This window comes from Streptoalloteichus hindustanus (assembly GCF_900129375.1).
In the GTDB taxonomy this organism is placed as follows: Bacteria; Actinomycetota; Actinomycetes; order Mycobacteriales; family Pseudonocardiaceae; genus Streptoalloteichus; species Streptoalloteichus hindustanus.
Window position 1 is genome coordinate 436,986 of record NZ_FQVN01000001.1, and the last position, 23,000, is coordinate 459,985.

A 23,000-nucleotide genomic window follows, 5' to 3' on the forward strand; every position below is an offset into this window, starting at 1 on the left:
TCGGCTTCTGGTCCCGGCGGCAGTACGCCCCCGTTGGCAGGCGGCGTTCCGTTGGCAGCGCGTCCCGTCGCCGGCGGATCAGCTCCGCTTGAGCAGCCGGGTCAGACCGGCGGCGACCGTGGTGGCGAGGACCCAGCCCACCGCGATCAGCCCGGTCGTGATCCACTTCGAGATCCCCTCGGCCCGCCACATCGCGTCGTTGCCGAGGTTCACGATCGGGATGAGCTGGTCGACGACGTAGAGAAACGGGTCCCACACCGGGTGGTCCTGCTCGTTGATCGGCGTCAGCGGGTGGAACGCGAACCACGCGGTGCCCAGGACCGCGCACACGACGAGCCAGGCCAGCGCCCGCGCCGGCCGGTAGCCGTAGCCCACCATCCACCGCTGCAGCCAGCTCGCCAGGCGCACCACCGCGCCGAGCCGGCTCCGCCGGGCCAGCGCCGCGTAGCGCAGCCGCTGCTTCTCGATCAGCACGTCCGTCGCGCCGTCCTCGTTGCCCCCGGCGCGGAAGGTCCTGGCGAGCTGGTCGTAGGGGCCGGGCGAGTAGACGTCGAGCGCCGAGCGCAGCCAGCCCAACCGCACCCTGGCGTCCTGCTCGGCCCGCGGGTGCAGCGTGTCGTAGGCGAAGTCCTCCAACTCGACCGGCTCCGCCCCGCCCCACAGGGCGCCGTCGTCCCGCAGCGACGCGCAGACCGCGTAACTGAGGATCACCCGCCCGGCGGGCGGCGCGGCCAGCGTCAGGGAGAGCTCCTGGCAGCGCAGCCCGTAGCAGTGCAGCGCCGCGACGCCGGCCGCCGCGCCCAGCGTCGCCCCGTGCAGCCGCACGTCGCGGCCGACCTGGGCGTTCGCCAACCGGACCCCGCCGGCGGCGACGAACCCCGAGCTGCACACCACGTCCCGGCCCAGTTGGCCGGCGCGCAGGTCGAGGGAGTGCTTGGGCCACCCGCTGTGCTCGTGCCGGCCGGGGCAGTCCAGCACCGCCGCGCGCAGGTTCAGGCTCACGCCGACCCGCGCCCCGGCGAGGAGCAACGTTCCGCAGACCCGCAGGTCGCGGCCGTCCAGCTCGCCGCCGACGGCGAGCCGGGGCGCCCACAGGACGTCCTCCCACGGGTGGCACAGCCGGGCCTTGGTCAGCAGGAGGCTGCCCTGCACGACCGTGTTGAGCATGCGGAGCTGGCCGTGCAGCTCCAGGTCGGTGGCGTCGACGTCCCCGTGCACCTGGGTGGAGTCCAGCCGCACCGCCTCCGCCGCGTCGGGCAGCACCCACGCCTCGGCGACGGGCTGGCCGGGCCCGCGCGGGCGCGGCTCGGCAGGGTGGTGCCGGTGGTGGGGCGAGCTCCCGCACCGCTCGTCGGGGTGGTCGGCCGCCCGGACGACCGCCTCGGCCAGGCGCAGGGTGCCGCCGATCCGGGCGCTGGTGAGGCGCAGCGTGCCCGTGCAGCGGAAACCCTCGTCCAGCTCGACGTTCCCGCCGACGTGGATGCGGTCGGCGACCAAGGCGGCGTGCGGGTCGGACAGCTCGCTCTCGGCGCGTTCCGCCCCACCGGTGATCAGGGGGCCGGCGGAGAGCTGGGCGCCGGAGAAGCTCAGGTCGCTGGTGACGTCCGCGCTGGGCAGGAAGATCCGGCCGTCGGCCCGGAACGGCTCGCCCCGCGCCGGACCCCAGGTCGCGCTGCTGCACAGCAGGTGGCCGCCGACGTGGATGCCGTTGCCGTTCAACACGTCCCGACCCGGGTTGCTCAGGCGTGCGCCGTTCAACGTGAGGTACCCGCCGAGCCGCACCCCGGCCACGCGTAACTCGCCGTCGACCCGGAGGCCGGTGCCGACCAGGCCGCCGCGCAGCCGCATGCGGTCGGCGCGGAGCGCGCGGCGGCCGGGGTGGTGGAGCCGGCTGTACTCCAGGCGGAGCGAGCCGTTGATGTCGGAGTCGGTGAGGTCCACCGCGTCCGGGTGGCGTCCGCCTCGGGAGGAGCCAGCGGCATCAGCGGTGTCAGCCGTGCCTGCGGTGCCAGCAGTGCCAGCAGTGCCGTCTACGGTGCACCGCTCCAGGGCGACGTCGTTCTCACTGCGCAGGTTCTTCGCCCGCAGGCCCGGCAGCCAACAGCCGCTCAGCTCCAGCCCGCCGATGTTGGCCTGTCGCAGGTCGATCGGGTGCTCGAACCGGCAGTCCACGAACTCCAGGACGTGCGGCAGCTCCAGCGCCCGCAGCCCCAGCCGCCCGACGACACAGGCCCGCTCCAACCGGATGACCGGGGAGCGGGCTTCCCGCCGCGAGAACGGGGAGCGGCCGCCGGCCCCGCCGTCGACGATCACCCGGGCCAGGAACTCGGCGCGCACGCGGTGCTCCGGCAGGGGATCGCTGTCGTGGACCGAGAAGTCGGGCGGCAGCGGCTCGGCGCCGCCCACGAGCCGGCGCTCCGCCGCGGTCATCGGCGTCGCACCGCGATCACGCGTCATTCCCACCCCCTGCCCATTCGACCAGGAAACCCGGATTTCCCTTGTGGCGCAACGAATTTTCAGGCGAGGTGGCGCATTTTCCCCGTAGGGGAGCAGAACCGCGACCTCGACATGTGACACCACCCGACGGGGCGGGGAAATCACCCGCTCGTGGCGGAGGTTGTCCACAGGCGCGCGGGTTGTCCACAAGTTGATGTTCGTGTGTCGCGGGCGCTTGGGGTGGGGGAATAGGCTGGATGCGGGGTCGCCCCCCAGGGCGGGTGGGGGCTGTACCGGGGCAGGTGGAGGAGCCGGGCGGGCGGCGCGTCCACGCCACCGCCGCCCGACCCGTCGCGGGAGCGGATCAGCTCGTCGGGTCGCCGGGGCCGTGGTGGGTCGGGTCCAGCACGCGGGAGAGGAACGTGCGCGTGCGCTCGTGTCGCGGCTCCCCGATCACCTCGTCCGCCGGTCCCTCCTCGACCACCACACCGCCGTCCATGAACAGCACGCGGTCGGCGACCTCGCGCGCGAACTGCATCTCGTGCGTGACCACCATCATCGTCATGCCCTCGTCGGCGAGCTGGCGCATGACGCCGAGGACGTCGCCGACCAGCTCCGGGTCCAGCGCGGAGGTCGGCTCGTCGAACAGCATCAGCTCCGGGGCCATGGACAGCGAGCGCGCGATGGCCACCCGCTGCTGCTGGCCGCCGGAGAGCTGGCCCGGCATCGCGTCGATCTTCTCCGCCAGGCCGACCCTGGCGAGGTTCTCCCGCGCGACGCGCTCGGCCTCGGCGCGTCCGCGCCGCAACACCTTGCGCTGCGCGATGGTCAGGTTGTCCAGCACCGAGAGGTGGCTGAACAGGTTGAACTGCTGGAACACCATGCCGATCCGGCGGCGCGCCGCGTCGATGTCGACGTCCGGGTCGGTCAGCTCGACCCCGTCGACCACCACCCTGCCGCCGGTCGGCTCCTCCAGCAGGTTGACGCAGCGCAGCAACGTCGACTTGCCGGAGCCGGACGGTCCGATCACGCAGACGACCTCGCCGCGGCTGACCGTCAGGTCGATGCCCCGCAGGACCTGGAGCGGACCGAACGCCTTCCGCAGCCCGCTGATCTCCACCAGCACGCTCACGCCTTCACCTCCAGGCCGGTGGACTCCGGCGAGCTGATCCTGCGGCCGCCGGTGCGCCGCTCCAGGTAGCGGGAGAGCTGCGACAGCGGGATCGTGATGATCAGGTAGCACAGGCCGGCGACCAGGATCGGGGTCAGGTTCGGACTGACGTTGAGCGCCTCCCTGCCGATCTTCGTCAGCTCGTACTCGTCCCGCGCGACGCCGAGCAGGTACACCAGCGAGGAGTCCTTGGTCAGCAGGATCAGCTCGTTGGTCAGGGGCGGCAGGATGATCCGGAACGCCTGGGGGATGACGATGGTGAACATCGCCATGCCGGCCGGCATGCCGAGCGACCGCGCGGCCTCCACCTGCCCCTTCGGCACGGCCTGGATGCCGGCGCGGATGGTCTCCGCCATGTAGGCGGCGCCGACCAGGCCGAGCGACAACGCGACCGTCGAGTAGGTGTCGAAGCGGATCTGGAAGGCCAGTGGGACGCCGAAGCCGAACGCGATGAACACCAGCAGCGCGGGGACGCCCCGGAAGAACTCGATGTAGGCGGTGGCGAGCCAGCGGTAGGGGCCCACCGACGACATCCGCATCAGCGCGAGCACGAGGCCGAGGCCCAGTCCAACGGCGAACCCGAGCGCCGCGTAGACGAGGGTGTTCTTGAGTCCGGTGAGGATGATTCCGGGGAACAGTCTGCCGGCGGCGTCGGCGTCGAGGAACGCGTGGCGGACCTGCTGCCAGTCGACCGCCAGGGCCAGCGCCACGGCCGCGACGACCAGCACCCCGTACTGGACGCCGCGCACCACCTGGGCCCGTCTGCGCTTGGAAAGTGCCATCAGGACGACTCCTGGGGAAGGGGTTCGGACACGGCTGGGACCGGCCCGGCGGCCGGCCCCGTTCGTCGGCCGGCTACTTCTTCGGCGGCTTCTTGCCGAACCACCGCTCGTAGATCCGGTCGTACTCGCCGCCGCTCCTGGCCTTCCCGACCACCTCGTTGATCTTGTTGCGGAGCGCGTCGTTCCCCTTCTTCACGGCGATGCCGTACTGGTCGCCGGTCTCGAACTCGGTGGTGACCTCGACCTTGTCCGCGTTGCCCTTCACGTAGTCGTAGAGCACGCCGTTGTCGTTGACGCCGGCGTCGACCTGACCGGTCAGCACCGCGGTCTCCATCAGGGCCAGGTCCTCGAACTGGACGACCTGGTAGCCCTTCGCGTCCTTGTGCTTGTGCGCGTACTCCTCGCCCGTGGTGGCGAGCTGCACGCCCACCTTCTTGCCCCGCAGGTCGTCCAGGTTCCTGATCCCCGACCCCTTGCGCACCAGCAACGCCTGCGACGCCTCGAAGTAGGGGTCGGAGAAGTCGAGGACCTTGCGCCGGGTGTCGTTCATCGTGATCGCGGCCGCGCCCAGGTCGCACTTGCCCGTGTTGAGGTCCGTGCCCGTCTGGATGCCTTCGAACGGCGTGTCCACGATCTTCTGCTGGACGCCGAGCTCCTTGGCCACCAGGTCCATCAGGTCCACGTCGAACCCGACCGTCCGGCCGCCCTCGTCGTACTGGAAGGGCTTGTAGGGCAGGTGGGTGCAGGTCGTCAGCTCACCCTGCTTGACCAACGGCACTCCGCCGCTGGAGGAGCTGGGTTTGACACTCTCCGCGCATCCGACGACGCTCACTGCCAGCGCGAGCGCCGGAAGCAGGGCGAGCGCCTGGCGCCTGGTTCGACGAGCCACGCTGTCACTCCTCGTAGCTGGGTCCGGTCGAGTGCTGGGGATACTGCCACCCACATGACGTGATGCACAGCACGTCGGAGTCACAACCGGTGAGAGACGCATGGTTCTTGCGCGAATGCCGCACTTCGGCGGCAAGTTGTTGATGCGGATGGACTACTTCACCACACGCCGTTCACAGTAGGTAGACATGTCGATACTGTCCGCTGACCACTGTGGACGGTGCGACGAGGAACACACCGACTGGAGCCGGCTCAGCGACCTGCGGATCAGCCGGTCGCGAGGCCGCGGACAGTCCTGTCAGGACAGCGACGACGGGACGTCCGCGCCGGACGGTGATCACGCGCCGTCGCCACGTCGCCCACCAGGAAGGCGTGGCACCTCAGCGGCACGATCCTCCACAAAGGACACACGTCGCCCAGATCGTGTGAGGCCGAGCCCGTCGGCCGCCAGCCCGGATGCCCGGCCACCGTCCTCTCAGGAGCCCAGGTACCGCAGGACCGCGAGGACGCGTCGGCTGTAGCCCGTGGTGTGCGACAGGTCGAGCTTGTCGAAGATCGCGTTGATGTGCTTCTCGACCGAGCTCTGCGAGACGTGCAGGCGTTCCGCGATCGTCGCGTTGGTGTAGCCCTGCGCCATGTGCTCCAACACCTCCCGTTCCCGTGCGGTGAGCGTGCCCACCGGGTCCACGTGCGTGGTGCGGGCCAACAGCCGCCGCACCACCTCGGGGTCGAAGGCCGCGCCGCCCATCGCCACCCGGTCCAGGGCGGCGAGGAAGTCGTCCACCTGGGCCACGCGGTCCTTGAGCAGATAGCCGACCCCGTCGGTGTGCGTCGTCATCAGCTCGGTGGCGTACCGCCGCTCCACGTACTGCGACAACACGAGGACGCCCGTCCGCGGCCAACGCCGCCGGATCTCCAGCGCCGCGCGCAGCCCCTCGTCGGTGTGGGTCGGGGGCATGCGCACGTCCACCACCACGACGTCCGGCTGGTGCGCGGCGACCTCGCCCAGCAACGTCGTGGCGTCGCCGACGGCCGCCACCACCTCGTGCCCCTCGTCGGTGAGCAGCCGGACCAGCCCCTCCCGCAGCAGAGTCGAGTCCTCGGCCAGGATCAGGCGCATGGCAGCTCCGCGGTGATGGTGGTGGGTCCGCCCCGGGGGCTGTCGACGCGGAACCGGCCGTCCAGGGCCGCGACGCGGCGGGCGAGCCCGGACAGCCCGCCACCCGACGGGTCCGCACCGCCCCGACCGTCGTCACTGACCGACACGACGACCATGTTCTCCTGCCGGGCCACCCGCACGGAGATCTCCGTGGCGCCGGAGTGCTTCGCCGCGTTCGTGACCGCCTCGCACACCACGAAGTAGGCCGCGGTCTCGACCGTGGTCGGTAAACGCTCCGGGAGGTCGCAGTCCATCCGGACCGGCACACTGCTGCGCTCCGCCACCTGGGCCAGCGCCTCGCCCAGGCCCAGGCTGTCCAGCGCCGTGGGGTAGACCCGCCACGCCACCTCGCGAAGCTCGTCGAGCAGTTGTTGGGAGTGCTCGTGCGCCTGCTCCAGCAACTCCTCGGCCTTGGTCGGCGTCCGTGCCCGGCGGGCGCGGCCGAGCAACATGCCCAGGGCCACCAGCCGTTGCTGCACCCCGTCGTGCAGATCGCGTTCGATGCGCCGCCGTTCGGCGTCCACCGCCGCCACGATCCCCGCCCGGCTCGTGGCCAGCTCGGTGATCCGCCGGGCCATCAGCTCCACGTAGTCCGGGCCGAGGAGCCGCCGCGCGAACCGCTCGTCCAGCGCGGCGACCCCGACCAGGCCCTGCACGTTCAGGTACAGCAGCAACGCGCCGGGGACGAGCAGCACGGCGATCGTCTCGGCGGACACCCGGCCGCCGTCAACCCGCCCGTCGGCCAGCCAGGCCCACAGGAACACCCCGGCCGTGCCCAGCCCGAGCGCCAGCAGGAGGAGCACCCCGGCCCCGAGCAGGCCGACCAGGACCCGCGCCCCGAGGTAGCGCCGCACCCTGCGGTCGTCGTACCCCTCCGCGATGTCGACGAAGAGGAACACCCCCAGGCGCCACCGCTCGAACTCGGTGAGCCGCCGGGCCCCGGAGACCATCCACCGGTCCACCGCGGCCCGCGGCGCCGAGCCCGGCAGCGCGGCCGCCAGCGCCAACCCGAGCCAGCCGACGGCCAGGAACACCAGCTCGACCAGGGCGCTCCCCGCGCCGAGGAACAGGCCGCCGATCAGGTGGTGCCAGCGCGCGCCGGCCCGGAAGAAGTGGACGCGGGGCTTCGGGTGTTCCATGGCCGCCTACCGCCCGACCGGTTCCCGGTGGTGGCCGCCGCGGTCGCCGTCGCGCCGGCGGTCGCGTCGGGCCGCCACGAGGCGAGAGACCACGAAGTAGCCGACCGCCAGGGCGACCACCACCAGGACGACCTTGGAGTACACGCCGACGTACTCCTCCACCACGTTCCAGTTCTCCCCCAGCGCGTAGCCGGCCAGGACGAACAGGGTGTTCCAGATCAGGCTGCCCAGCGTGGTGTACGCGAGGAAGAGCCCGACGGACATGCGTTCCACCCCGGCGGGCACGGAGATGAGGCTGCGGAAGATCGGGATCATCCGGCCGAGGAACACCGCCTTCACCCCGTGCCGGGCGAACCACGCCTCGGTGCGGTCGAGGTCGGACACCTTGACCAGGGGCAGCCGCGCGGCGACCGCCCGGATGCGCTCCCTGCCGAGCGCCGCGCCGACGGCGTAGAGCGCGATGGCGCCGACGACCGAGCCCAGGGTCGTCCACAGGATCGCGGAGAGCAGGCTCATGTCGCCCCGGCTCGCGGTGAACCCGGCGAGCGGCAGGATCACCTCGCTCGGGATCGGCGGGAAGAGGTTCTCCAGCGCGACCGCCAGACCGGCGCCGGGGGCGCCCAGCGCCTCCATCAGGCCGGTGACCCAGCCGACGATCCCGTCCGGCTGGGTGGGGGCGGCCGGCGGGGGCGCGCCTACCTCGCCGGCGAGGCGGAGAAGCGTCGCGTTCATGCATGACTCCGTTCGGTGCGACGAACCATGCGATGAACGGTAGGAATTCGGACGTCTCTCCCGGGACGAGGCAAACCGCACTTCTGCCGGAGGTCTTCCGCAAAAGTGGTACTGAGGAAAACCACAGGGTGCGGGTCGCCGACGCACGTACGCCCGCCTCCCCGGCGCGGGGCCGGGAGGCGGGCGCGTCGACGTCAGGCGGTGGCGTGCGCGTCCAGGACCACCGCCACGCCGGCGGTCACCTTGGCCACGTACTCCAGGTGCAGCGACTCGTCGGGCACGTGCGCGTTCGAGCCCGGCCCGAGCGCGCCGGTGACCACGAACTGCGCCTCCGGGTAGGCGTCGTGCAGCAGGCCCATGAACGGGATCGACCCGCCCTCGCCGAGGGTCCGCCACGGCTCGCCGAACACGTCCTCGCTGGCGGCGTCCAACGCGTTCCGCAGCCAGGGGGCCAGCGTGGGCGCGTTCCACCCGCTGCCGGTCTCCAGCCGGCCCAGCTCGATCCGCGCGCCGTAGGGCACGTCGGTGGTGAGCGCCCGGCGCACCGCCGCCAGCGCCGCGTCGGCGTCGGCGGTCGGCGGCAGGCGGAAGCTCAGGCAGAGAGTGGTCCACGGCCGCAGCACGTTGCCCGCGTCGGCCGGAGCGGGCAGGCCGTCCGCGCCGATGACCGACAGGGTGGGCCGCCACGTGCGGTTCAGGGCGAGCTCGACGTCGTCATCGGCGACCGGCCGCACGCCCTGGGCCAGCGGGAACATGGTGCGCAGCGCGCCACGGGTCACCTCGACGGTGTCCCGCAGCTCGGCCATCCGGTCGTCCGGCACGTCGACCGACATCTCGGGGAGCCGGATCTCGCCGGTCAGCGGGTCCTCGATCCGGTCGAGCAGCGCCCGCAGCACGCGGAAGGAGCTGGGCACGACGCCGGTGGCCGCGCCCGAGTGCTGGCCCACGTCCAGCACGTGCGCGGTGACCTCCACCTGCACGAGGCCGCGCAGCGAGGTCGTCAGCCACAGCCGCTCGTAGTCGCCGGCGCCCGAGTCGAGGCACACGACGAGCGACACGCGCCCCAGCCGGTCGGCCAGGTGCTCCAGGTAGGCGGGCAGGTCCGGGCTGCCCGACTCCTCGCCGGTCTCCAGCAGCAGCACGCACCGGGCGTGCGAGCCGCCGTTCGCGCGGAGCGCCTCGATCGCGGCCACCGCGGCGTAGCCGGCGTAACCGTCGTCGACCGAGCCACGGCCGTACAGCCGGCCGTCCCTGATCACGGGCTTCCACGGGTCCAGGCCCTCGGACCAGCCCCCGACCGGCGGCTGCTTGTCCAGGTGGCCGTACAGCAGCACCGTGCCGGCGTCCGCCTTGGCGCCGTCCGTGGCCGGGATGTCGACCACCAGCAGTGGAGTGCGCCCGTCGAGCTGGATGACCTCGATGGTCGTGTTGGGCAGGGTGCGCCCGGCGAGCCACCGCCGCATGTGCTCGACGGCGGCGTCGAGATGGCCGCTGGCCGCCCACTGGGGGTCGAAGGCCGGCGACACCGCGGGCACGGCGACCAGCTCGGACAGGCTCGGCAGGACGTCGTCGTCCCAGAGCCCCTGAACAGTTCGGGTCAGCGCTGCGCGATCCACGTCCCGATCCTCGCATCCGGCGAGACGCCCGCACGAGCCCGGCCGAATGCGCACCCACCCGAACGACGCATTCCGGACGACACGGAATCCCAGCTCGGCCCCGGCATTGGCGCGAAGACGTCGACAGAGCGTCGCCGGCCTCACCGCATTCCGCCCAAACCAGGTGATCACCCTGTCGCCCAGGTCGACCACGTCGCACACAGAACGGCACGGACTCGTGTCACGCCCGCCAGTCAGGCAGTGCGCACCGGAGCGCCGGAGTCGGCGTGGCCGGTCAGGCGGGTTTCTCAGTCCCGGAGCAGGGCCGCGAAGCGGGCGAAGGCCCGGTCGGTGCGCTCCGGGTCGGGCGCGGTGAGACGGTCCAGCAACAGGCCGCGGAGCACCGCGAGGATCACGGTCACGTCGACGCTGTCCACGTCGCTGCCGCGCAGCAGCGGGGCGAAGAATCCGAGCCAGTCGGCCACCAGCGCGCTGCCGCCGTCGGCGTACGCCTCGGGACGGGCCATCGCGTCGACGTACACCTCGAACAGCAGCCGCATGTACGGCGCGCGCTCCTCGGCGGTGAGCCACTCCCAGGCCAGCTCGACCGTCTCCCTGCGGGACGCTCCTGGGGCGTGGAACCGCTCGGCGTACAGGAGCGCCTGCCGTCGGCGCGCCTCGGCGAGCAGCTCGGTGACCAGCTGTTCCTTGCTGCCGAAGTCGTAGAGCAGCATCCGGGTGCTGGTGCCGAGGGCGGCGGCCAGCGGGCGGAGGCTGAGGCCGGCCAGGCCGTGCGCCAGGACGTGGTCGGTCGCGCGGGCCAGGATGCGGGCCCGGCGCTCGGGATCGGGCGGTCGCGCCAACGGGTGCCCCTCGACTTCGCTCTCCGGATGCGTCATCCTATTCGTGAAACAGTCGTTTCAAGAACTGGGGGACGCGCGTGGCCGTGGTCAACGTGGCCGTCTGGCTCGTGGTGACGGCGCTGGTGGTCCTGCGCCAACTGCGGCCGCGGCCGATCCGCCGGAAACCGGCCGTGGTGACGTCCGTCCTGGTCGGGGCGCTCGGCGTCGCCGGGACCGCCTTCGGGGTCGCCTCGGTGACGAAGTACCACGCCCTGTCGGCCGGCACGGTCGCGCTCGTGCTCCTCACCTTCGTGGTGGCGGTGGCGTTCGGCGCGGTGCGGGCGCTGTCGGTGCGGGTGTCGCACGACGAGACGGGCCGGGCGCTGCGCCAGGGGACCGTGGCCACCGTGGTGCTGTGGCTGGCCTCGGTCGGCGCCCACCTGGGCATGGGCGCCTGGATCGACCACACCACCCACGTCGGCCTGCTCGGCACGTCGACGATCTACCTGTACGTGGCGCTGACCCTCTGGACGCAGAGCGGCGTCCTGCGCCGGCGCGCGAGGCCGCGCACGGTGCCCTCCGGCGTCGCGTGACGGCCTCCCTCTCTCCACATCGGACAGAAGACTGGCAGGAAGTTCTTTCGCCAAAACGTCTCCGCGCCCCCGACGGACGTCGGGGGCGCGGAGGGGGAAGCGTCAGTCCCGGATGCCGTCAGTTCCGGATGGCGTCGAGGAGCATCGGGAGCGACTTGTGCAGCTCCCGCTCCCAGTAGGGCCAGTCGTGGGTGCCCGGCTCGCCGAGCGTCGTGGTCACCCGGCCGCCCAGCGCGCGGAGCCGGTCGGCGACGTCGACGGCCTCGGCGTGCAGGAGCGCCTCGGCCCTGTCCGGTTGCTTGCCCGGCGCGTCCAGCGGGCCGGGCTCCCCGGTGCCCGCGGAGATGTGCACCGGGATGCGCCGGAGCAGGACCGCCAGGTCGTAGGGGTTGTGCGCGGCCCAGACGTGCCGCTGCGCCTCCGGGTCGCCCCACAGCGCGTTCGGGTCGTCCCCCGAGGCCTTGACCAGCGCCTGGACGAAGGCGGCGCCGGTCGGGAACGCGTACTGCGGCCCGCCGGGGTGCAGGTTGTGGACCAGCCCGCTGTAGGAGGCGGCCGCCCGGAACATGCCGGGGTGCCGCGCCGCGTAACTCAGGGCGCCGAAGCCGCCCATCGACAGGCCGGCGACCGCCCGCCGCGCCCCGGCGCCGTAGTCGCGCTCCAGCAGGGTCCGCAGCTCGCCGAGGTGGAAGGTCTCCCAGCCGGGCACCCCACCCCGACCGCCGTTCCACCAGTCGCTGTAGAAGCCGGCGAGGCCGGCGTCCGGCATCACGACCAGCACGTCCCGCAGCTCGGGCCGGTCCTCGACGTCGGTGAACGCGGTCCACCCCGTGTGCGACTCCAGGCTGCAGCACCCGGCGAGCAACCACAGCGTCGGCCAGTGGCGGCCGCTGCCGCGGTCCCACCCGACGGGCAGCAGGAGGCGCGCGGTGGCCTTCTGCCTCAACGCCGGGGACCACACCGTGACGTCGAGGACGCGCTCGCTGACGCGCTTCTCCGCGACGACGTGCGCCGGCGCGGACGCGGCCTGTGCCGGCGCCTCCGCCGGCACCACCGGGGGAGCCGCGAGGGCCGGTGTGGCGGTGAGTGCCGCCATCACCCCAATGAGCAGCGCTAACAGCGTCGGAAGGGGGCGGCGTGCTGGGCGCATGGAGCCTCCTGGTGTGCTGTGCGGACGAAGGCAAGGCTGCACTGCGCCTTGACCGGTTAACTCGATCAGGTGGTCTCGGCCACATGTGGCAGGGCTCACGAGCACAGGAGGTTCCGTGTCAGGATGGCTGGTGAGCGATCCGTCAGCGTCGACGGTCCGCCGTCCGTGCCTGACCGGCGCGCGACGGCTCCCGCCGACGGCGCAGTCGCGCCGGTCGCCACAAGCGGCCGGGGCGGCCGAGAGGACGAGGAGAGACGCATGTCGTCGCCGGAGCAATGGACGCGTCCGGTGGGCCAGCCAGGTGCTGGACCGCGGTCAACGGACGTCACAGCGGCCACCGCTGGCACACCGACGAGGGACCAAGTGATCGCCGGACTGCGGGCCACCACCGAGGGTGGCGCCGACCTGGTGCAGCTGCTCACCCCCGAGGGTGAACGGGTCCACCACCCCGACTTCGACATCGAGGTCACTCCCGAGGAGCTTCGCGGGCTGTACCGCGACATGGTCCTGATCCGGCGCGCCGACCGGGAGGGCAACGCGCTGCAGCGGCAGGGCCAGCTCGGCATCTGGGTGCCGCTGCTGGGTCAGGAGGCCGCGCAGATCGGGGCCGGCCGGGCGATGAAGCCGCACGACATGGCCTTCCCGAGCTACCGGGAGCACGGTGTGGCCTGGTGTCGGGGCATCGACCCGACCGAGATCCTCGGCATCTTCCGGGGCACCGACCACGGTAGCTGGGACCCGCTGGCCGCGCGCTTCCACCTCTACACGATCGTCATCGGCAACCAGTGCCTCAACGCGACCGGCTACGCCATGGGCCAGCGGTTCCAGGGCAAGGTGGGCGACGACGACGGCGAGGCCACCATCTGCTTCTTCGGCGACGGCGCCACCAGCCAGGGCGACGTGCACGAGGCGATGGTCTGGGCGTCGGTGTACGACGCGCCCGTCGTCTTCTACTGCCAGAACAACCAGTGGGCCATCTCCGAGCCGATCGAGCGGCAGACCAGGGTGCCGCTGTACCAGCGCGCCTCCGGGTACGGCTTCCCCGGCATCCGGGTGGACGGCAACGACGTCCTGGCCTGCCTCGCGGTCTCCCGCTGGGCGCTCGACGAGTGCCGGCACGGCAACGGCCCGGTGCTGATCGAGGCGTTCACCTACCGGATGGACGCGCACACCACCTCCGACGACCCGACGCGCTACCGCCTCTCCGACGAGCTGGAGGCGTGGAAGCTGAAGGACCCGATCGAGCGGGTCCGGGTGCACCTGGTCAAGCAGCAGTGGGCCGACCAGGAGTTCTTCGACTCAGTGCAGGCCGACGCCGACGAGCTGGCCGCGCGGCTGCGCGACTTCTGCGTCAACATGCCCACCCCCGGCCCGGAGCGGATCTTCTCCGAGGTCTACGCGCAGGAGAGCCCGCAGGTGCGGGCGCAGCGCGACGAGTTCCTCGACTACATGGCGGGTTTCGCCGACGCGCACGCCGGAGGTGAGCACTGATGGCCGCACCGACCGTGAACGAGCGGGCCGTCGCGCCGGGTGAGGGCCGGACCCCGGTCCAGACCGTCACGATGGTCAAGGCCCTGAACATGGGCCTGCGGGCCGCACTGGAGCGCGACCCGAAGGTCGTCGTCATGGGTGAGGACGTCGGCAAGCTCGGCGGCGTCTTCCGGGTCACCGACGGCCTGCAGAAGGACTTCGGCGAGCAGCGGGTGCTGGACACGCCGCTGGCGGAGTCCGGGATCATCGGCACCGCGATCGGCCTGGCCATCCGGGGCTTCCGGCCGGTGTGCGAGATCCAGTTCGACGGTTTCGTCTTCCCCGGCTTCGACCAGATCGTCAGCCAGCTCGCCAAGCTGCACTTCCGCAGCCAGGGCCGGATCAAGGTGCCGGTCGTGGTGCGCATCCCGTTCGGGGGCGGCATCGGCGCGGTGGAGCACCACTCCGAGTCCCCCGAGTCCTACTTCGCGCACACCGCGGGTCTGCGGGTCGTGGCCTGCTCCAACCCGGTCGACGCGTACTGGATGATCCAGCAGGCCGTCGAGTCCGACGACCCGGTGATCTTCTTCGAGCCCAAGCGGCGGTACTACGAGAAGGCCCAGCTCGACACCACGGCCACCCCGGACCCGCTGTTTGCCTCGCGCGTGCTGCGGCAGGGCGGCTCGGTGACCGTCGCCTGCTACGGCCCGATGGTGAAGACCTGCCTGGAGGCGGCCACCGCCGCCGCCGAGGACGGGGTGGAGCTGGAGGTCGTCGACCTGCGGACGCTGTCCCCGCTGGACCTCGGACCGGTGATCGACTCGGTGCGCCGCACCGGCCGGCTGGTCCTGGCCAGCGAGGCCCCCAGCGAGTCGTCGGTGACCGCCGAGATCGCCGCCAGGGTGCAGCAGGAGTGCTTCTACTCGCTGGAGGCGCCCGTGCTCCGGGTGACCGGCTTCGACACGCCGTACCCGCCCAGCAAGCTGGAGGAGGAGTTCCTCCCCGACCTGGACCGGGTGCTGCACGCCGTCGACCGTTCGCTGGCCTTCTGAGGGAGCCGGGATGCCGCAGTTCAAGCAGTTCCCCCTGCCCGACGTCGGCGAGGGGCTGACCGAGGCCGAGATCCTCACCTGGCACGTGCGGCCGGGCGACGAGGTCGCGGTCAACCAGATCATCGTGGAGATCGAGACCGCCAAGGCCGCGGTCGAGCTGCCCTCGCCGTTCGCGGGGGTGGTGACCGAGCTGCTGGCCGAGGTCGGCCAGACGGTGGACGTGGGCTCGCCGATCATCACGATCGACGTGGACCCGGGCGGGGCGCCGGCGTCGCGGGAGGACGCCGGCACGTCCGGCAAGGGTGAGACGGGCGCCCAGGCGGCGAACGGCACGTCGGCCGGCAAGATCGGCGAGGAGATGCCCGGCGGGCGGATCGCCACGCTGGTCGGGTACGGCCCGAAGGCCACGACCGCGAAGCGGCGGGCGCGCAAGGGCGGCGCGGCGGCTCCGGCCGCCTCGGCCCCGGCCGCGCCGACTCCGCCCCCGGCGGCCGCCCCGGCGGAGCCGCGTCCGGCCAACGGCCGCGCGCCCGGTTCCGCGCCCGGTTCCGCGGCCGGCACTCCGGCCCCCGCCGCCCCGGCACCGGTCGCGCCGGCGTCGCCGGGCGAGCTGGTGCCGCTGGCCAAGCCGCCGGTGCGCAAGCTCGCCAAGGAGCTGGGCGTCGACCTGCGCACGGTGGTCGGGACCGGCCCGGACGGCGTGATCACCCGTGAGGACGTGGCGAACGCCGGGCGGGGCGGGGCCGAGGCCGCCGCGCCGGCGGCGGCGCCCGCGGGACCGGCGGCGTACGACCCGGCGACGAGGGAGCGCCGGGTGCCGATCCGGGGCGTGCGCAAGGCCACGGCCCAGGCCATGGTCGACAGCGCGTTCACGGCGCCGCACGTCACGGAGTTCCTGACCGTGGACGTCACGCCGATGATGGAGCTGCGGGCCCGGTTGAAGAACCACCCCGAGTTCCGGGACGTGAAGCTCACCCCGCTGGTGTTCGCCGCGAAGGCGGTCTGCCTGGCGGCCCGCCGCACGCCGGACGTGAACGCCACCTGGGACGCGCAGGCCGGCGAGATCGTCTACAAGGAGTACGTGCACCTGGGCATCGCGGCGGCGACGCCGCGCGGCCTGGTGGTGCCGAAGGTCAGGGACGCCGACCGGTTGTCCCTGCGTGAGTTGGCCGTCGCCCTGGAGGGGCTGACGACGACCGCGCGGGACGGCAGGACCGCGCCGGCCGACATGCTCAACGGCACCTTCACCATCACCAACGTCGGCGTGTTCGGGGTGGACACCGGCACCCCGATCATCAACCCCGGCGAGTCCGCGATCCTCGCGCTCGGCGCGATCCGCGACATGCCGTGGGTGGTCGACGGCCAGGTCGTGCCGCGCAAGGTCTGCCAGCTCGCGCTGAGCTTCGACCACCGGGTGGTCGACGGCCAGCAGGGCTCGCAGTTCCTGGCCGACGTCGGCGCCCTGCTCGCGGACCCGGCGGTGGCGATCACCTACTGATCCGGCGACCCCGACGAGGACACGTGTGGGGCCGGCGCGTTCGTCGCGCCGGCCCCACACGTCTTTCCGGTTTTCCGGTTTTCCGGCCCCGGCGTCCCTTCCCCCGGGAACGCCGCGAGCCCCGGAACGGGTCGGCGGGGTGACGCCAGTCCTTCCCGGCGCCACCCCGCCGACCGCCTCCCCCTGGAGGTCCGCCGCGCTGACGGGTCAGCCGCGGCGCGCGCCGCTCAGCCCTCGGGCTCGTCGTCCTCGCTGGTCAGGTCGTCCTCGGCGAGGATGCGGTACATCGCCTTGCGGGTCTCGTTGAGGACCTTGCGGGCCTCCTCGACCTGCGCCGGGGAACCGGCCTGCATCACCTGCATCACCGCGAACGCGGTCTGCTGGACCAGGTGCCGGAACTCGCGGCTGGCGTTGTCGATGTCCTCGGTGACCGCGGCCCACGGGGCCCGCAGCTCCTCGGCGCGCTCCTCGACGTGGCTCCGGCCGGCCTCGGTGAGCTCGAAGGCGCGCCGGCCGCCCTCCTGCTCCACGGCGCGGATCAGGCCCTCGTCCTCCAACTGCTGCAGCGCCGGGTAGACCGAGCCCGAGCTGGGCCGCCACATCCCCTCGCTGCGCTGCCTGATCTCCTGGATGATCTGGTAGCCGTTCATCGGCTTCTCCGCGAGCAGCGCGAGCGCCGCCGCGCGGACGTCGCCCCGCCGCACCCGCGGCCGCCGGCCCCACGGCCCCCCGGGGCCGCCGCCGGGCCCGCCGAACGGGAACCCGCCGAAGGGCGGGAAGCCGAAGCCACCCCGGTCACGGCCGCGCCCACGTCCGTGGCCGCGGCCGTGCTCCGACCCGTGCCCGTGGTGCTCGCCGCGCATCGCCATCCGCATCCACCGGGCGGCCTCGTGGAACGGAGTCCCCCCGGGAAAAGGCCCGGAGAAACGTCCGGGAGAAGGCATCGCCTGTGCGCTCATGAGAGTCCCCCTCTCAACCATGTCGCGACCTGTCTTCGTTCGTTCGCGACACGTCAACGATATATCGAGACAGGGCGTCTGCCAACCACGCGTCGGATCTGTGACCGCGAACACGACGAGGGGGCGTCCCGGCCGGGGCCATCGGCACGGAACGCCCCCTCGGTGTCCCCCCTCGTCGGGGGGAGCCCTCAGGCGCGGGGAACGTCGAAGAGGCTCAGGAAGCCGGCCGCGAAACCGAGATCCCCCCTGACCTTGAGCTTCCCGGTCATGAACAGCACCGGGGCCGAGGCGTTGCCGGTGGCGAGGCGCAGGAACTCCGCGGGGCCGAGGGTGACCGTGGCGCGCGGGTCCCCGCCGTGCCCGCGGCCGACGTCGCACCGGCCGTCCTCGATCACGACCTGGTACCGGTCGAAGCCGTCCTCGGTGGCCGCGCCCGTGATCCGGAAGTGGACGACGCCGCGCGTGTCGCCCGCCCGGTCGGCCCGGAAGTGGACCGCCATCCGCCGGAAGACCTCGTCCAGGACCAGGGCCCTCAGCTCCGGTCGCGCCATCACGGCGTCGATCTGCCGCTGCGAGGCGCGGGACATGATGCGGGCGAAGTTCCGCGGGTCCATCCGCCCCAGGTCGAAGCGGGCCCCGTGGGCGCTGTGGGCGTCGTCGGCCGCGAGCCGGGCGATGACGGTGAGCAGCTCGGCGAGCTCCTCGTCGTCGAGGCGCTTCGGGTCGACGGCGCGGGCGACGGTGTCGATGTCGAGATCCGCGAGGCGCGGGTCGCCGGGACCGTGCCGGCGGAGCAACTCGATCACCTGGCCGGGGGTCAGCCGTGCGAGGGTGTCGGCGGTGAGGTCCTCGATCTCCGACATCGGCGCCTCCTGTACCTACTCGCGAGTAAGCCTACTGTTGAGTAGGTAGGGCCGCAAGGCCGCCGGATAACCTGGGTGGTCAGCACGACGAGGGGGCTTGATGCGTTCAGAGCAGGGGGACCGGCCGGCCCGCGCCAAACGGCTGCCCCGCGCGGTGCGGGAGCGGCAGATCCTGGACGCCGCGACCGCGGTGTTCTCCCAGCGCGGCTACCACGCGGCGTCCATGGACGAGGTCGCCGTCGTGGCCGGGATCTCGAAGCCGATGGTGTACGCGTACCTGGGCTCCAAGGAGGAGCTCTTCGCGGTGTGCATCAAGCGCGAGGCGGGTCGGCTGGTCGACGCCGTCGGCGCGGTCGTGGACCCCGAGCTGGCGCCCGAGGAGCGGCTCTGGCGGGGAGTCCTGGCCTTCTTCACCTTCGTCGGCGAGTACCGCGACAGCTGGAACGTCCTGCACCGGCAGGCCGGCTCCGAGGGGCAGCCGTTCGCCGCCGAGATCGCGGAGGGCCGGCGCCGGGCGATCGCCCTGATCGGCGCGCTGCTCGCCCAGGCGGCCGTCGCCGAGGGCGTGCCGGAGTGGTTCCTCGGGGAGACCGAGGCCATGGCCGCCGCCCTCGTGGGCGCGGGCGAGTCGCTGGCCGACTGGTGGCTGGACCACCCCGACGAGTCGGCCAAGGCCATGGCGGCCCGTCTGATGAACCTCGCGTGGATGGGCTTCGGCAACCTCGTGCGCGGCCGGAACTGGCAGCCCCCGACGTCGGCGAAGGCGGACGCCGAACCCGCCTGAGGCGCCTCGGCCCCGGCCACGCGCCGGACCACGACCACCGCACCGCCGCGCGGCCACCGCGGCGGAGCCCGATCACTCGGGTGGGGATTTCTCCGCCACACCCTCGTGTCGCGCCGCGCCGACACACCGTTTTCTGTCGTGCCCCCGTGCGACGTTGGGAGTGGGGGCTTTCGTCCCCCTCTCCCACCCCTGGGTGGGCACAAGAAAAGGGGCGGGGCGGCTGTCCACAGAGGACGGTCGGCGGCGCTAGATCAGATTGATGCTCCCGGTGAGGTGGGGTTTTCCCCGGCGCGGGTCGTGGAGGGCGAAGAGCCAGCCGCTCGCGTCCGCGTGCGCGGAGAAGGCCACGCGGGACGGGAGCGGGACCGGGGCCCGGAAGTGGACGTCGACCAGCAGGGCGTCGGGCAGTCGCCCCTCGAAGGCGGTGAGGCAGCGGGCCTTCGTCCACATCCCGTGCGCGATGGCGCGGGGGAAGCCGAAGGCGCGGGCGGCGAACCGGTTGAGGTGGATGGGGTTCCGGTCCCCGGAGACCGCCGCGTAGCGGAGACCGACGTCGGCGGGCACCCGCCACAGGCCGCTCGGCTCCGGCGCCTCCCGTCGGACGTCCCCGCGCGGCCCTCCCCTGCCGCCCGTGCGTCGCAGGTAGGTGCTGACGTCGCGCCACACCACCTGGTGCGCGACCACCGCCTCCGCCACCACGTCGAACTGCTGGCCGCGTTCGTGCGGCCGCAGGTCGGCCATGCGCACGCGCAGCGCGAACACCTCGTCGACCATGAGGGGCCGGAACTGGGTGATCTGGTTGCGCACGTGCACCAGGCCGGGCAGCGGGAACGGGAACGAGGGGTCGGCCATGAGCTGGACGGACAGCGGGAACGCCAGCACGTGGGGGTAGGTCGCCGGCAGCTCGTCGCGGAGGCGGAACCCGCACACGCGCGCGTAGGCGCCCAGGTGCTCCACGTCCGTCGTGACGGCCGGGAGTTCCAGCGTGGTGTTCGGCAGGTCCCCGCCCCGGCGCAGGAAACCGGACAGCCCGGAGAGCACCGCCCTGCGGTACAGCGCGCCGAGATCGGGTGGCGCGGCGAGCGCGTGCGTCGTCGTCGTCATCACGCCCCCAACAGGCTCTGGCCGCAGACCCGCACGACGTTGCCGTTGACCCCGGCCGACGCCGGGTTGGCGAACCACGCGACGGTCTCGGCGACGTCGACCGGCAGCCCGCCCTGGGACATGCTGTTCATCCGCCGTCCCGCCTCCCGCACGAGCAGGGGGATCGCCGCGGTCATCCGGGTCTCGATGAAGCCGGGGGCGACGGCGTTGACCGTGCCGCCCCTCGCGGCCAGCACCGGCGCCAGCGACCGCACCATGCCGATCACCCCGGCCTTGGAGGTGGCGTAGTTGGCCTGGCCGACGTTGCCGGCGATGCCGGCGATCGAGGAGACGCCGACGATCCGCCCGCCCTCGCGCAGCACGTCCGCGCCGAGGAGCACGTCGTTGACCCGCTCCTGCGCCGTGAGGTTCACCGCCAGCACGCTGTCCCACTGCTGCGCGGTCATCTTCGCCAGGGTCCGGTCCCTGGTGATGCCGGCGTTGTGGACCACGACGTCGACGCCGCCGTGCCGCTCCCTGAGGTGTTCGGCGAGCCGTCCCGGCGCGTGGCCCGAGGTGATGTCGAGTTGGAGGGCGGAGCCGCCGATCCGGTTCGCGACCGCGCTGAGGTCCTGGCCCTGCGCGGGGACGTCGAGGCAGACGACGTGCGCGCCGTCCCGGCCGAGCGCCTCGGCGATCGCCGCGCCGATCCCCCGTGAGGCCCCGGTGACCAGCGCGGTCCGGCCGGCGAGCGGGCGTTCCCAGTCCACGGTGGGCACGGTGTCGACCGGCCCGACCCGCACGACCTGGCCGGACACGTACGCGGACCGGCCGGAGAGCAGGAACCGCAGCGTCGACTCGACGCCGGCCTCGGCTCCGGCGGAGACGGCGACGAGCTGGGCGGTGCTGCCGCGCCGCAGCTCCTTGCCCATGGAGCGGACGAACCCCTCGACCGCGCGCTGCGCCGTCGCCTCCCTCGGGTCCGCGCATTCCTCCGGTGGGGTGGTGAGCACGACCAGCCGCCCGCAGCCCACCAGGGCGCGGACGACCGGGTGAAAGAACTCGTAGAGCGCGCGGAGGCCGCCGCTGTCCACGATGCTGGTCGCGTCGAAGACGAGCGCGCCGTACCGGGCGTCGGCTTCGGCGGTGGAGCGGGTGTCGACCTGTGCGGCCTTGAGCACGGCCCGCACCGCGTCGACCGCCCTGCCGTCGCCGCCGACCAGCACCGGGGCGGCGACCAGCGGGTCTCCGGGGCGGTGCCTCCGCAGCGGGACGGGGTTGGGCAGGCCCAGCCGCCGGACGAGCAGGCGGCCGGGTCCGGTGGACGCGAACCGCTGGTACCGATCTGCCATGTGACGCCTCCCTACTCGCAAGTAAGCCTACTCTGGAGTAGGTTCGGGGCAACAGGGAGTTCCACAGGGAGGTCGGGATGGCCGCGAGTGTCCGCCGGGTCGCGATCGTCGGGGGCAACAGGATCCCCTTCGCCCGCTCCAACGGCCCCTACGCGACAGCGTCCAACCAGGACATGCTGACCGCCGCGCTGGACGGCCTCGTCGCCCGGTTCGGCCTCCGGGGCGAGCGGCTGGGCGAGGTGGTCGCCGGCGCGGTGCTCAAGCACAGCCGCGACTTCAACCTGGCCAGGGAGTCCGTGCTGGGCAGCCGGCTGTCCCCGGACACGCCCGCCTACGACATCCAGCAGGCGTGCGGCACCGGGCTCCAGGCGATCGTGGCGGTGGCGAACAAGATCGCGCTCGGGCAGGTCGAGTCCGGGGTCGCCGGCGGGGTGGACACCACCAGCGACGCGCCGATCGGCGTCAACGAGGACCTCCGCCAGCTCCTGCTGCGGATCAACCGCACGAAGGGCCTCGCCGGCCGGCTCCGCCTGCTCACCCGGCTGCGGCCGCGCCACCTCGTCCCCGCCATCCCGCAGAACGCCGAACCCCGGACCGGGCTGTCGATGGGCGAGCACGCGGCGGTCACCGCCGAGCGCTGGGGGATCAGCCGGCAGGAGCAGGACGAGCTCGCCGTGGCCAGCCACCGCAACCTGGCCGCCGCCTACGACCGCGGCTTCCTCGACGACCTGGTCACCCCCTACCTCGGCCTGACCAGGGACCAGAACCTGCGCCCCGACTCGTCGCTGGAGCGCCTGTCCCGGCTGCGGCCGGTGTTCGGGAGGGGGGAGAACGCGACGATGACCGCGGGCAACTCCACCCCGCTGAGCGACGGCGCCTCGGTCGTGCTGCTGGCCAGCGAGGAGTGGGCGGCGGCCCGGCGGCTCCCGGTGCTGGCCTACCTGACGCACTGCGAGACCGCCGCCGTCGACTTCGTGCACGGCGACGAGGGCCTGCTGACGGCCCCGGTCCACGCCGTGCCGCGCATGCTGGCCAGGGCGGGGCTCGGGCTGGAGGACTTCGACCTCTACGAGGTCCACGAGGCGTTCGCCTCCCAGGTGCTGGCCACCTTCCGGGCGTGGGAGGACCCGGCGTTCGGCAAGGAGCGGCTGGGCCTGGACGGGCCGCTCGGGTCGGTCGACCGGACGAAGGTGAACGTCAACGGCTCCTCCCTCGCGGCGGGCCACCCCTTCGCCGCGACCGGCGGTCGGATCGTGGCCACCCTGGCCAAGGCGCTGCACGAGCGGGGCGGCGGGCGCGGCCTGATCTCCATCTGCGCGGCCGGCGGGCAGGGCGTCACCGCGATCCTGGAGAAGTGACGCCCCGCCCGCCGCGGGCGGTGGACCGCTGGGCCGGCGGTCGTGGGCCGCTTCTCCGGAAAGCCGACGCTGGCCGGCCGGGCGGTGCGAGACT

General features: G+C 72.9%; 20 protein-coding genes. 6 read left to right on the plus strand and 14 right to left on the minus strand.

What is annotated here, in order from left to right; translation table 11 throughout:
• Positions 1-78: 78 nt before the first annotated feature.
• The 9 genes from BUE43_RS02200 to BUE43_RS02240 all read right to left on the minus strand — a co-directional run bounded on the left by BUE43_RS02200 (position 79) and on the right by BUE43_RS02240 (position 10,801).
• Positions 79-2,457 carry a hypothetical protein gene (locus tag BUE43_RS02200; RefSeq protein ID WP_073479607.1) on the minus strand — a complete coding sequence of 793 codons (2,379 nt, stop codon included), beginning with the start codon at positions 2,455-2,457 and terminating at the stop codon, positions 79-81.
• A gap of 343 nt (positions 2,458-2,800) precedes the next feature.
• Positions 2,801-3,568 (minus strand): amino acid ABC transporter ATP-binding protein, encoded by a 768-nt coding sequence (locus BUE43_RS02205; protein ID WP_073479608.1) that lies wholly within the window; start codon positions 3,566-3,568, stop codon positions 2,801-2,803.
• On the minus strand, positions 3,565-4,389 hold the full coding sequence (locus BUE43_RS02210) for an amino acid ABC transporter permease (RefSeq protein ID WP_073479609.1): 825 nt from the start codon (positions 4,387-4,389) through the stop codon (positions 3,565-3,567). The genes BUE43_RS02205 and BUE43_RS02210 overlap by 4 nt, the downstream gene beginning before the upstream one ends.
• 73 nt (positions 4,390-4,462) lie before the next feature.
• Positions 4,463-5,278, minus strand: coding sequence for an ABC transporter substrate-binding protein (locus BUE43_RS02215; RefSeq protein ID WP_073479610.1), 816 nt, complete (start codon positions 5,276-5,278; stop codon positions 4,463-4,465).
• 474 nt (positions 5,279-5,752) lie between these two features.
• The gene (locus tag BUE43_RS02220) at positions 5,753-6,397 is read right to left on the minus strand and encodes a response regulator transcription factor (protein WP_073479611.1); all 645 of its coding nucleotides are present in this window, start codon (positions 6,395-6,397) and stop codon (positions 5,753-5,755) included.
• Positions 6,388-7,575 carry a sensor histidine kinase gene (locus BUE43_RS02225; protein ID WP_073479612.1) on the minus strand — a complete coding sequence of 396 codons (1,188 nt, stop codon included), beginning with the start codon at positions 7,573-7,575 and terminating at the stop codon, positions 6,388-6,390. Before BUE43_RS02225 ends, BUE43_RS02220 begins: the two co-directional genes overlap by 10 nt.
• A gap of 6 nt (positions 7,576-7,581) precedes the next feature.
• Positions 7,582-8,307, minus strand: a complete 726-nt coding sequence (locus BUE43_RS02230) for a DedA family protein (protein WP_073479613.1) — start codon at positions 8,305-8,307, stop codon at positions 7,582-7,584.
• 194 nt (positions 8,308-8,501) lie between these two features.
• A complete protein-coding gene (locus tag BUE43_RS02235; RefSeq protein ID WP_073479614.1) occupies positions 8,502-9,923 on the minus strand; it encodes a M20/M25/M40 family metallo-hydrolase in 1,422 nt (473 codons plus the stop codon).
• A 287-nt stretch (positions 9,924-10,210) separates the two neighbouring features.
• On the minus strand, positions 10,211-10,801 hold the full coding sequence (locus BUE43_RS02240) for a TetR/AcrR family transcriptional regulator (protein WP_073479615.1): 591 nt from the start codon (positions 10,799-10,801) through the stop codon (positions 10,211-10,213).
• A 41-nt stretch (positions 10,802-10,842) separates the two neighbouring features.
• Here BUE43_RS02240 and BUE43_RS02245 point away from each other — a divergent pair, with 41 nt between their 5' ends.
• Positions 10,843-11,337 carry a hypothetical protein gene (locus BUE43_RS02245; protein WP_073479616.1) on the plus strand — a complete coding sequence of 165 codons (495 nt, stop codon included), beginning with the start codon at positions 10,843-10,845 and terminating at the stop codon, positions 11,335-11,337.
• 118 nt (positions 11,338-11,455) lie between these two features.
• Here BUE43_RS02245 and BUE43_RS02250 read toward each other — a convergent pair whose 3' ends face one another.
• The gene (locus BUE43_RS02250) at positions 11,456-12,487 is read right to left on the minus strand and encodes an alpha/beta hydrolase (RefSeq protein ID WP_073479617.1); all 1,032 of its coding nucleotides are present in this window, start codon (positions 12,485-12,487) and stop codon (positions 11,456-11,458) included.
• Between the two features lie 258 nt (positions 12,488-12,745).
• Between BUE43_RS02250 and pdhA the strand changes: the two genes are divergently transcribed.
• From pdhA to BUE43_RS02265, 3 genes are read left to right on the plus strand one after another with little or no spacing between them, the layout of a single operon-like run.
• On the plus strand, positions 12,746-13,978 hold the full coding sequence (pdhA, locus tag BUE43_RS02255; protein ID WP_083959243.1) for a pyruvate dehydrogenase (acetyl-transferring) E1 component subunit alpha: 1,233 nt from the start codon (positions 12,746-12,748) through the stop codon (positions 13,976-13,978).
• Positions 13,978-15,009, plus strand: coding sequence for an alpha-ketoacid dehydrogenase subunit beta (locus tag BUE43_RS02260; protein ID WP_073479619.1), 1,032 nt, complete (start codon positions 13,978-13,980; stop codon positions 15,007-15,009). The genes pdhA and BUE43_RS02260 overlap by 1 nt, the downstream gene beginning before the upstream one ends.
• Before the next feature lie 10 nt (positions 15,010-15,019).
• Positions 15,020-16,507: a dihydrolipoamide acetyltransferase family protein gene (locus tag BUE43_RS02265; protein ID WP_073479620.1), complete on the plus strand. Its 1,488-nt coding sequence runs from the start codon at positions 15,020-15,022 to the stop codon at positions 16,505-16,507.
• A gap of 227 nt (positions 16,508-16,734) precedes the next feature.
• On the opposite strand, the gene BUE43_RS02270 is transcribed toward BUE43_RS02265, so the two are convergent.
• On the minus strand, positions 16,735-17,466 hold the full coding sequence (locus BUE43_RS02270; RefSeq protein ID WP_234995489.1) for a PadR family transcriptional regulator: 732 nt from the start codon (positions 17,464-17,466) through the stop codon (positions 16,735-16,737).
• Positions 17,467-17,654: 188 nt separating this feature from the next.
• Positions 17,655-18,329, minus strand: a complete 675-nt coding sequence (locus BUE43_RS02275) for an SCP2 sterol-binding domain-containing protein (RefSeq protein WP_073479622.1) — start codon at positions 18,327-18,329, stop codon at positions 17,655-17,657.
• 100 nt (positions 18,330-18,429) lie between these two features.
• Here BUE43_RS02275 and BUE43_RS02280 point away from each other — a divergent pair, with 100 nt between their 5' ends.
• Positions 18,430-19,113, plus strand: a complete 684-nt coding sequence (locus tag BUE43_RS02280; RefSeq protein ID WP_073479623.1) for a TetR/AcrR family transcriptional regulator — start codon at positions 18,430-18,432, stop codon at positions 19,111-19,113.
• Between the two features lie 246 nt (positions 19,114-19,359).
• On the opposite strand, the gene BUE43_RS02285 is transcribed toward BUE43_RS02280, so the two are convergent.
• Together BUE43_RS02285 and BUE43_RS02290 are read right to left on the minus strand one after the other, a co-directional pair.
• Positions 19,360-20,217 (minus strand): MaoC family dehydratase, encoded by an 858-nt coding sequence (locus BUE43_RS02285; protein ID WP_073480203.1) that lies wholly within the window; start codon positions 20,215-20,217, stop codon positions 19,360-19,362.
• Positions 20,217-21,548: a 3-oxoacyl-ACP reductase gene (locus BUE43_RS02290; protein WP_073479624.1), complete on the minus strand. Its 1,332-nt coding sequence runs from the start codon at positions 21,546-21,548 to the stop codon at positions 20,217-20,219. Before BUE43_RS02290 ends, BUE43_RS02285 begins: the two co-directional genes overlap by 1 nt.
• 77 nt (positions 21,549-21,625) lie before the next feature.
• On the opposite strand from BUE43_RS02290, the gene BUE43_RS02295 reads away from it, so the two are divergent.
• Complete coding sequence (locus BUE43_RS02295) at positions 21,626-22,906, plus strand: acetyl-CoA C-acetyltransferase (protein ID WP_073479625.1); 1,281 nt, start codon at positions 21,626-21,628, stop codon at positions 22,904-22,906.
• Positions 22,907-23,000 lie beyond the last annotated feature (94 nt).

What these genes read in the sequence shown, in the direction of transcription:
- BUE43_RS02200 (WP_073479607.1), bottom strand. Translation starts at nt 2,457, where the DNA reads ATGACGCGTGATCGCGGTGCGACGCCGATGACCGCGGCGGAGCGCCGG.
- BUE43_RS02210 (WP_073479609.1), bottom strand. Translation starts at nt 4,389, where the DNA reads ATGGCACTTTCCAAGCGCAGACGGGCCCAGGTGGTGCGCGGCGTCCAG.
- BUE43_RS02220 (WP_073479611.1), bottom strand. Translation starts at nt 6,397, where the DNA reads ATGCGCCTGATCCTGGCCGAGGACTCGACTCTGCTGCGGGAGGGGCTG.
- BUE43_RS02225 (WP_073479612.1), bottom strand. Translation starts at nt 7,575, where the DNA reads ATGGAACACCCGAAGCCCCGCGTCCACTTCTTCCGGGCCGGCGCGCGC.
- BUE43_RS02230 (WP_073479613.1), bottom strand. Translation starts at nt 8,307, where the DNA reads ATGAACGCGACGCTTCTCCGCCTCGCCGGCGAGGTAGGCGCGCCCCCG.
- BUE43_RS02240 (WP_073479615.1), bottom strand. Translation starts at nt 10,801, where the DNA reads ATGACGCATCCGGAGAGCGAAGTCGAGGGGCACCCGTTGGCGCGACCG.
- BUE43_RS02250 (WP_073479617.1), bottom strand. Translation starts at nt 12,487, where the DNA reads ATGCGCCCAGCACGCCGCCCCCTTCCGACGCTGTTAGCGCTGCTCATT.
- pdhA (WP_083959243.1), top strand. Translation starts at nt 12,746, where the DNA reads ATGTCGTCGCCGGAGCAATGGACGCGTCCGGTGGGCCAGCCAGGTGCT.
- BUE43_RS02260 (WP_073479619.1), top strand. Translation starts at nt 13,978, where the DNA reads ATGGCCGCACCGACCGTGAACGAGCGGGCCGTCGCGCCGGGTGAGGGC.
- BUE43_RS02265 (WP_073479620.1), top strand. Translation starts at nt 15,020, where the DNA reads ATGCCGCAGTTCAAGCAGTTCCCCCTGCCCGACGTCGGCGAGGGGCTG.
- BUE43_RS02270 (WP_234995489.1), bottom strand. Translation starts at nt 17,466, where the DNA reads ATGAGCGCACAGGCGATGCCTTCTCCCGGACGTTTCTCCGGGCCTTTT.
- BUE43_RS02275 (WP_073479622.1), bottom strand. Translation starts at nt 18,329, where the DNA reads ATGTCGGAGATCGAGGACCTCACCGCCGACACCCTCGCACGGCTGACC.
- BUE43_RS02280 (WP_073479623.1), top strand. Translation starts at nt 18,430, where the DNA reads ATGCGTTCAGAGCAGGGGGACCGGCCGGCCCGCGCCAAACGGCTGCCC.
- BUE43_RS02285 (WP_073480203.1), bottom strand. Translation starts at nt 20,217, where the DNA reads ATGACGACGACGACGCACGCGCTCGCCGCGCCACCCGATCTCGGCGCG.
- BUE43_RS02290 (WP_073479624.1), bottom strand. Translation starts at nt 21,548, where the DNA reads ATGGCAGATCGGTACCAGCGGTTCGCGTCCACCGGACCCGGCCGCCTG.
- BUE43_RS02295 (WP_073479625.1), top strand. Translation starts at nt 21,626, where the DNA reads ATGGCCGCGAGTGTCCGCCGGGTCGCGATCGTCGGGGGCAACAGGATC.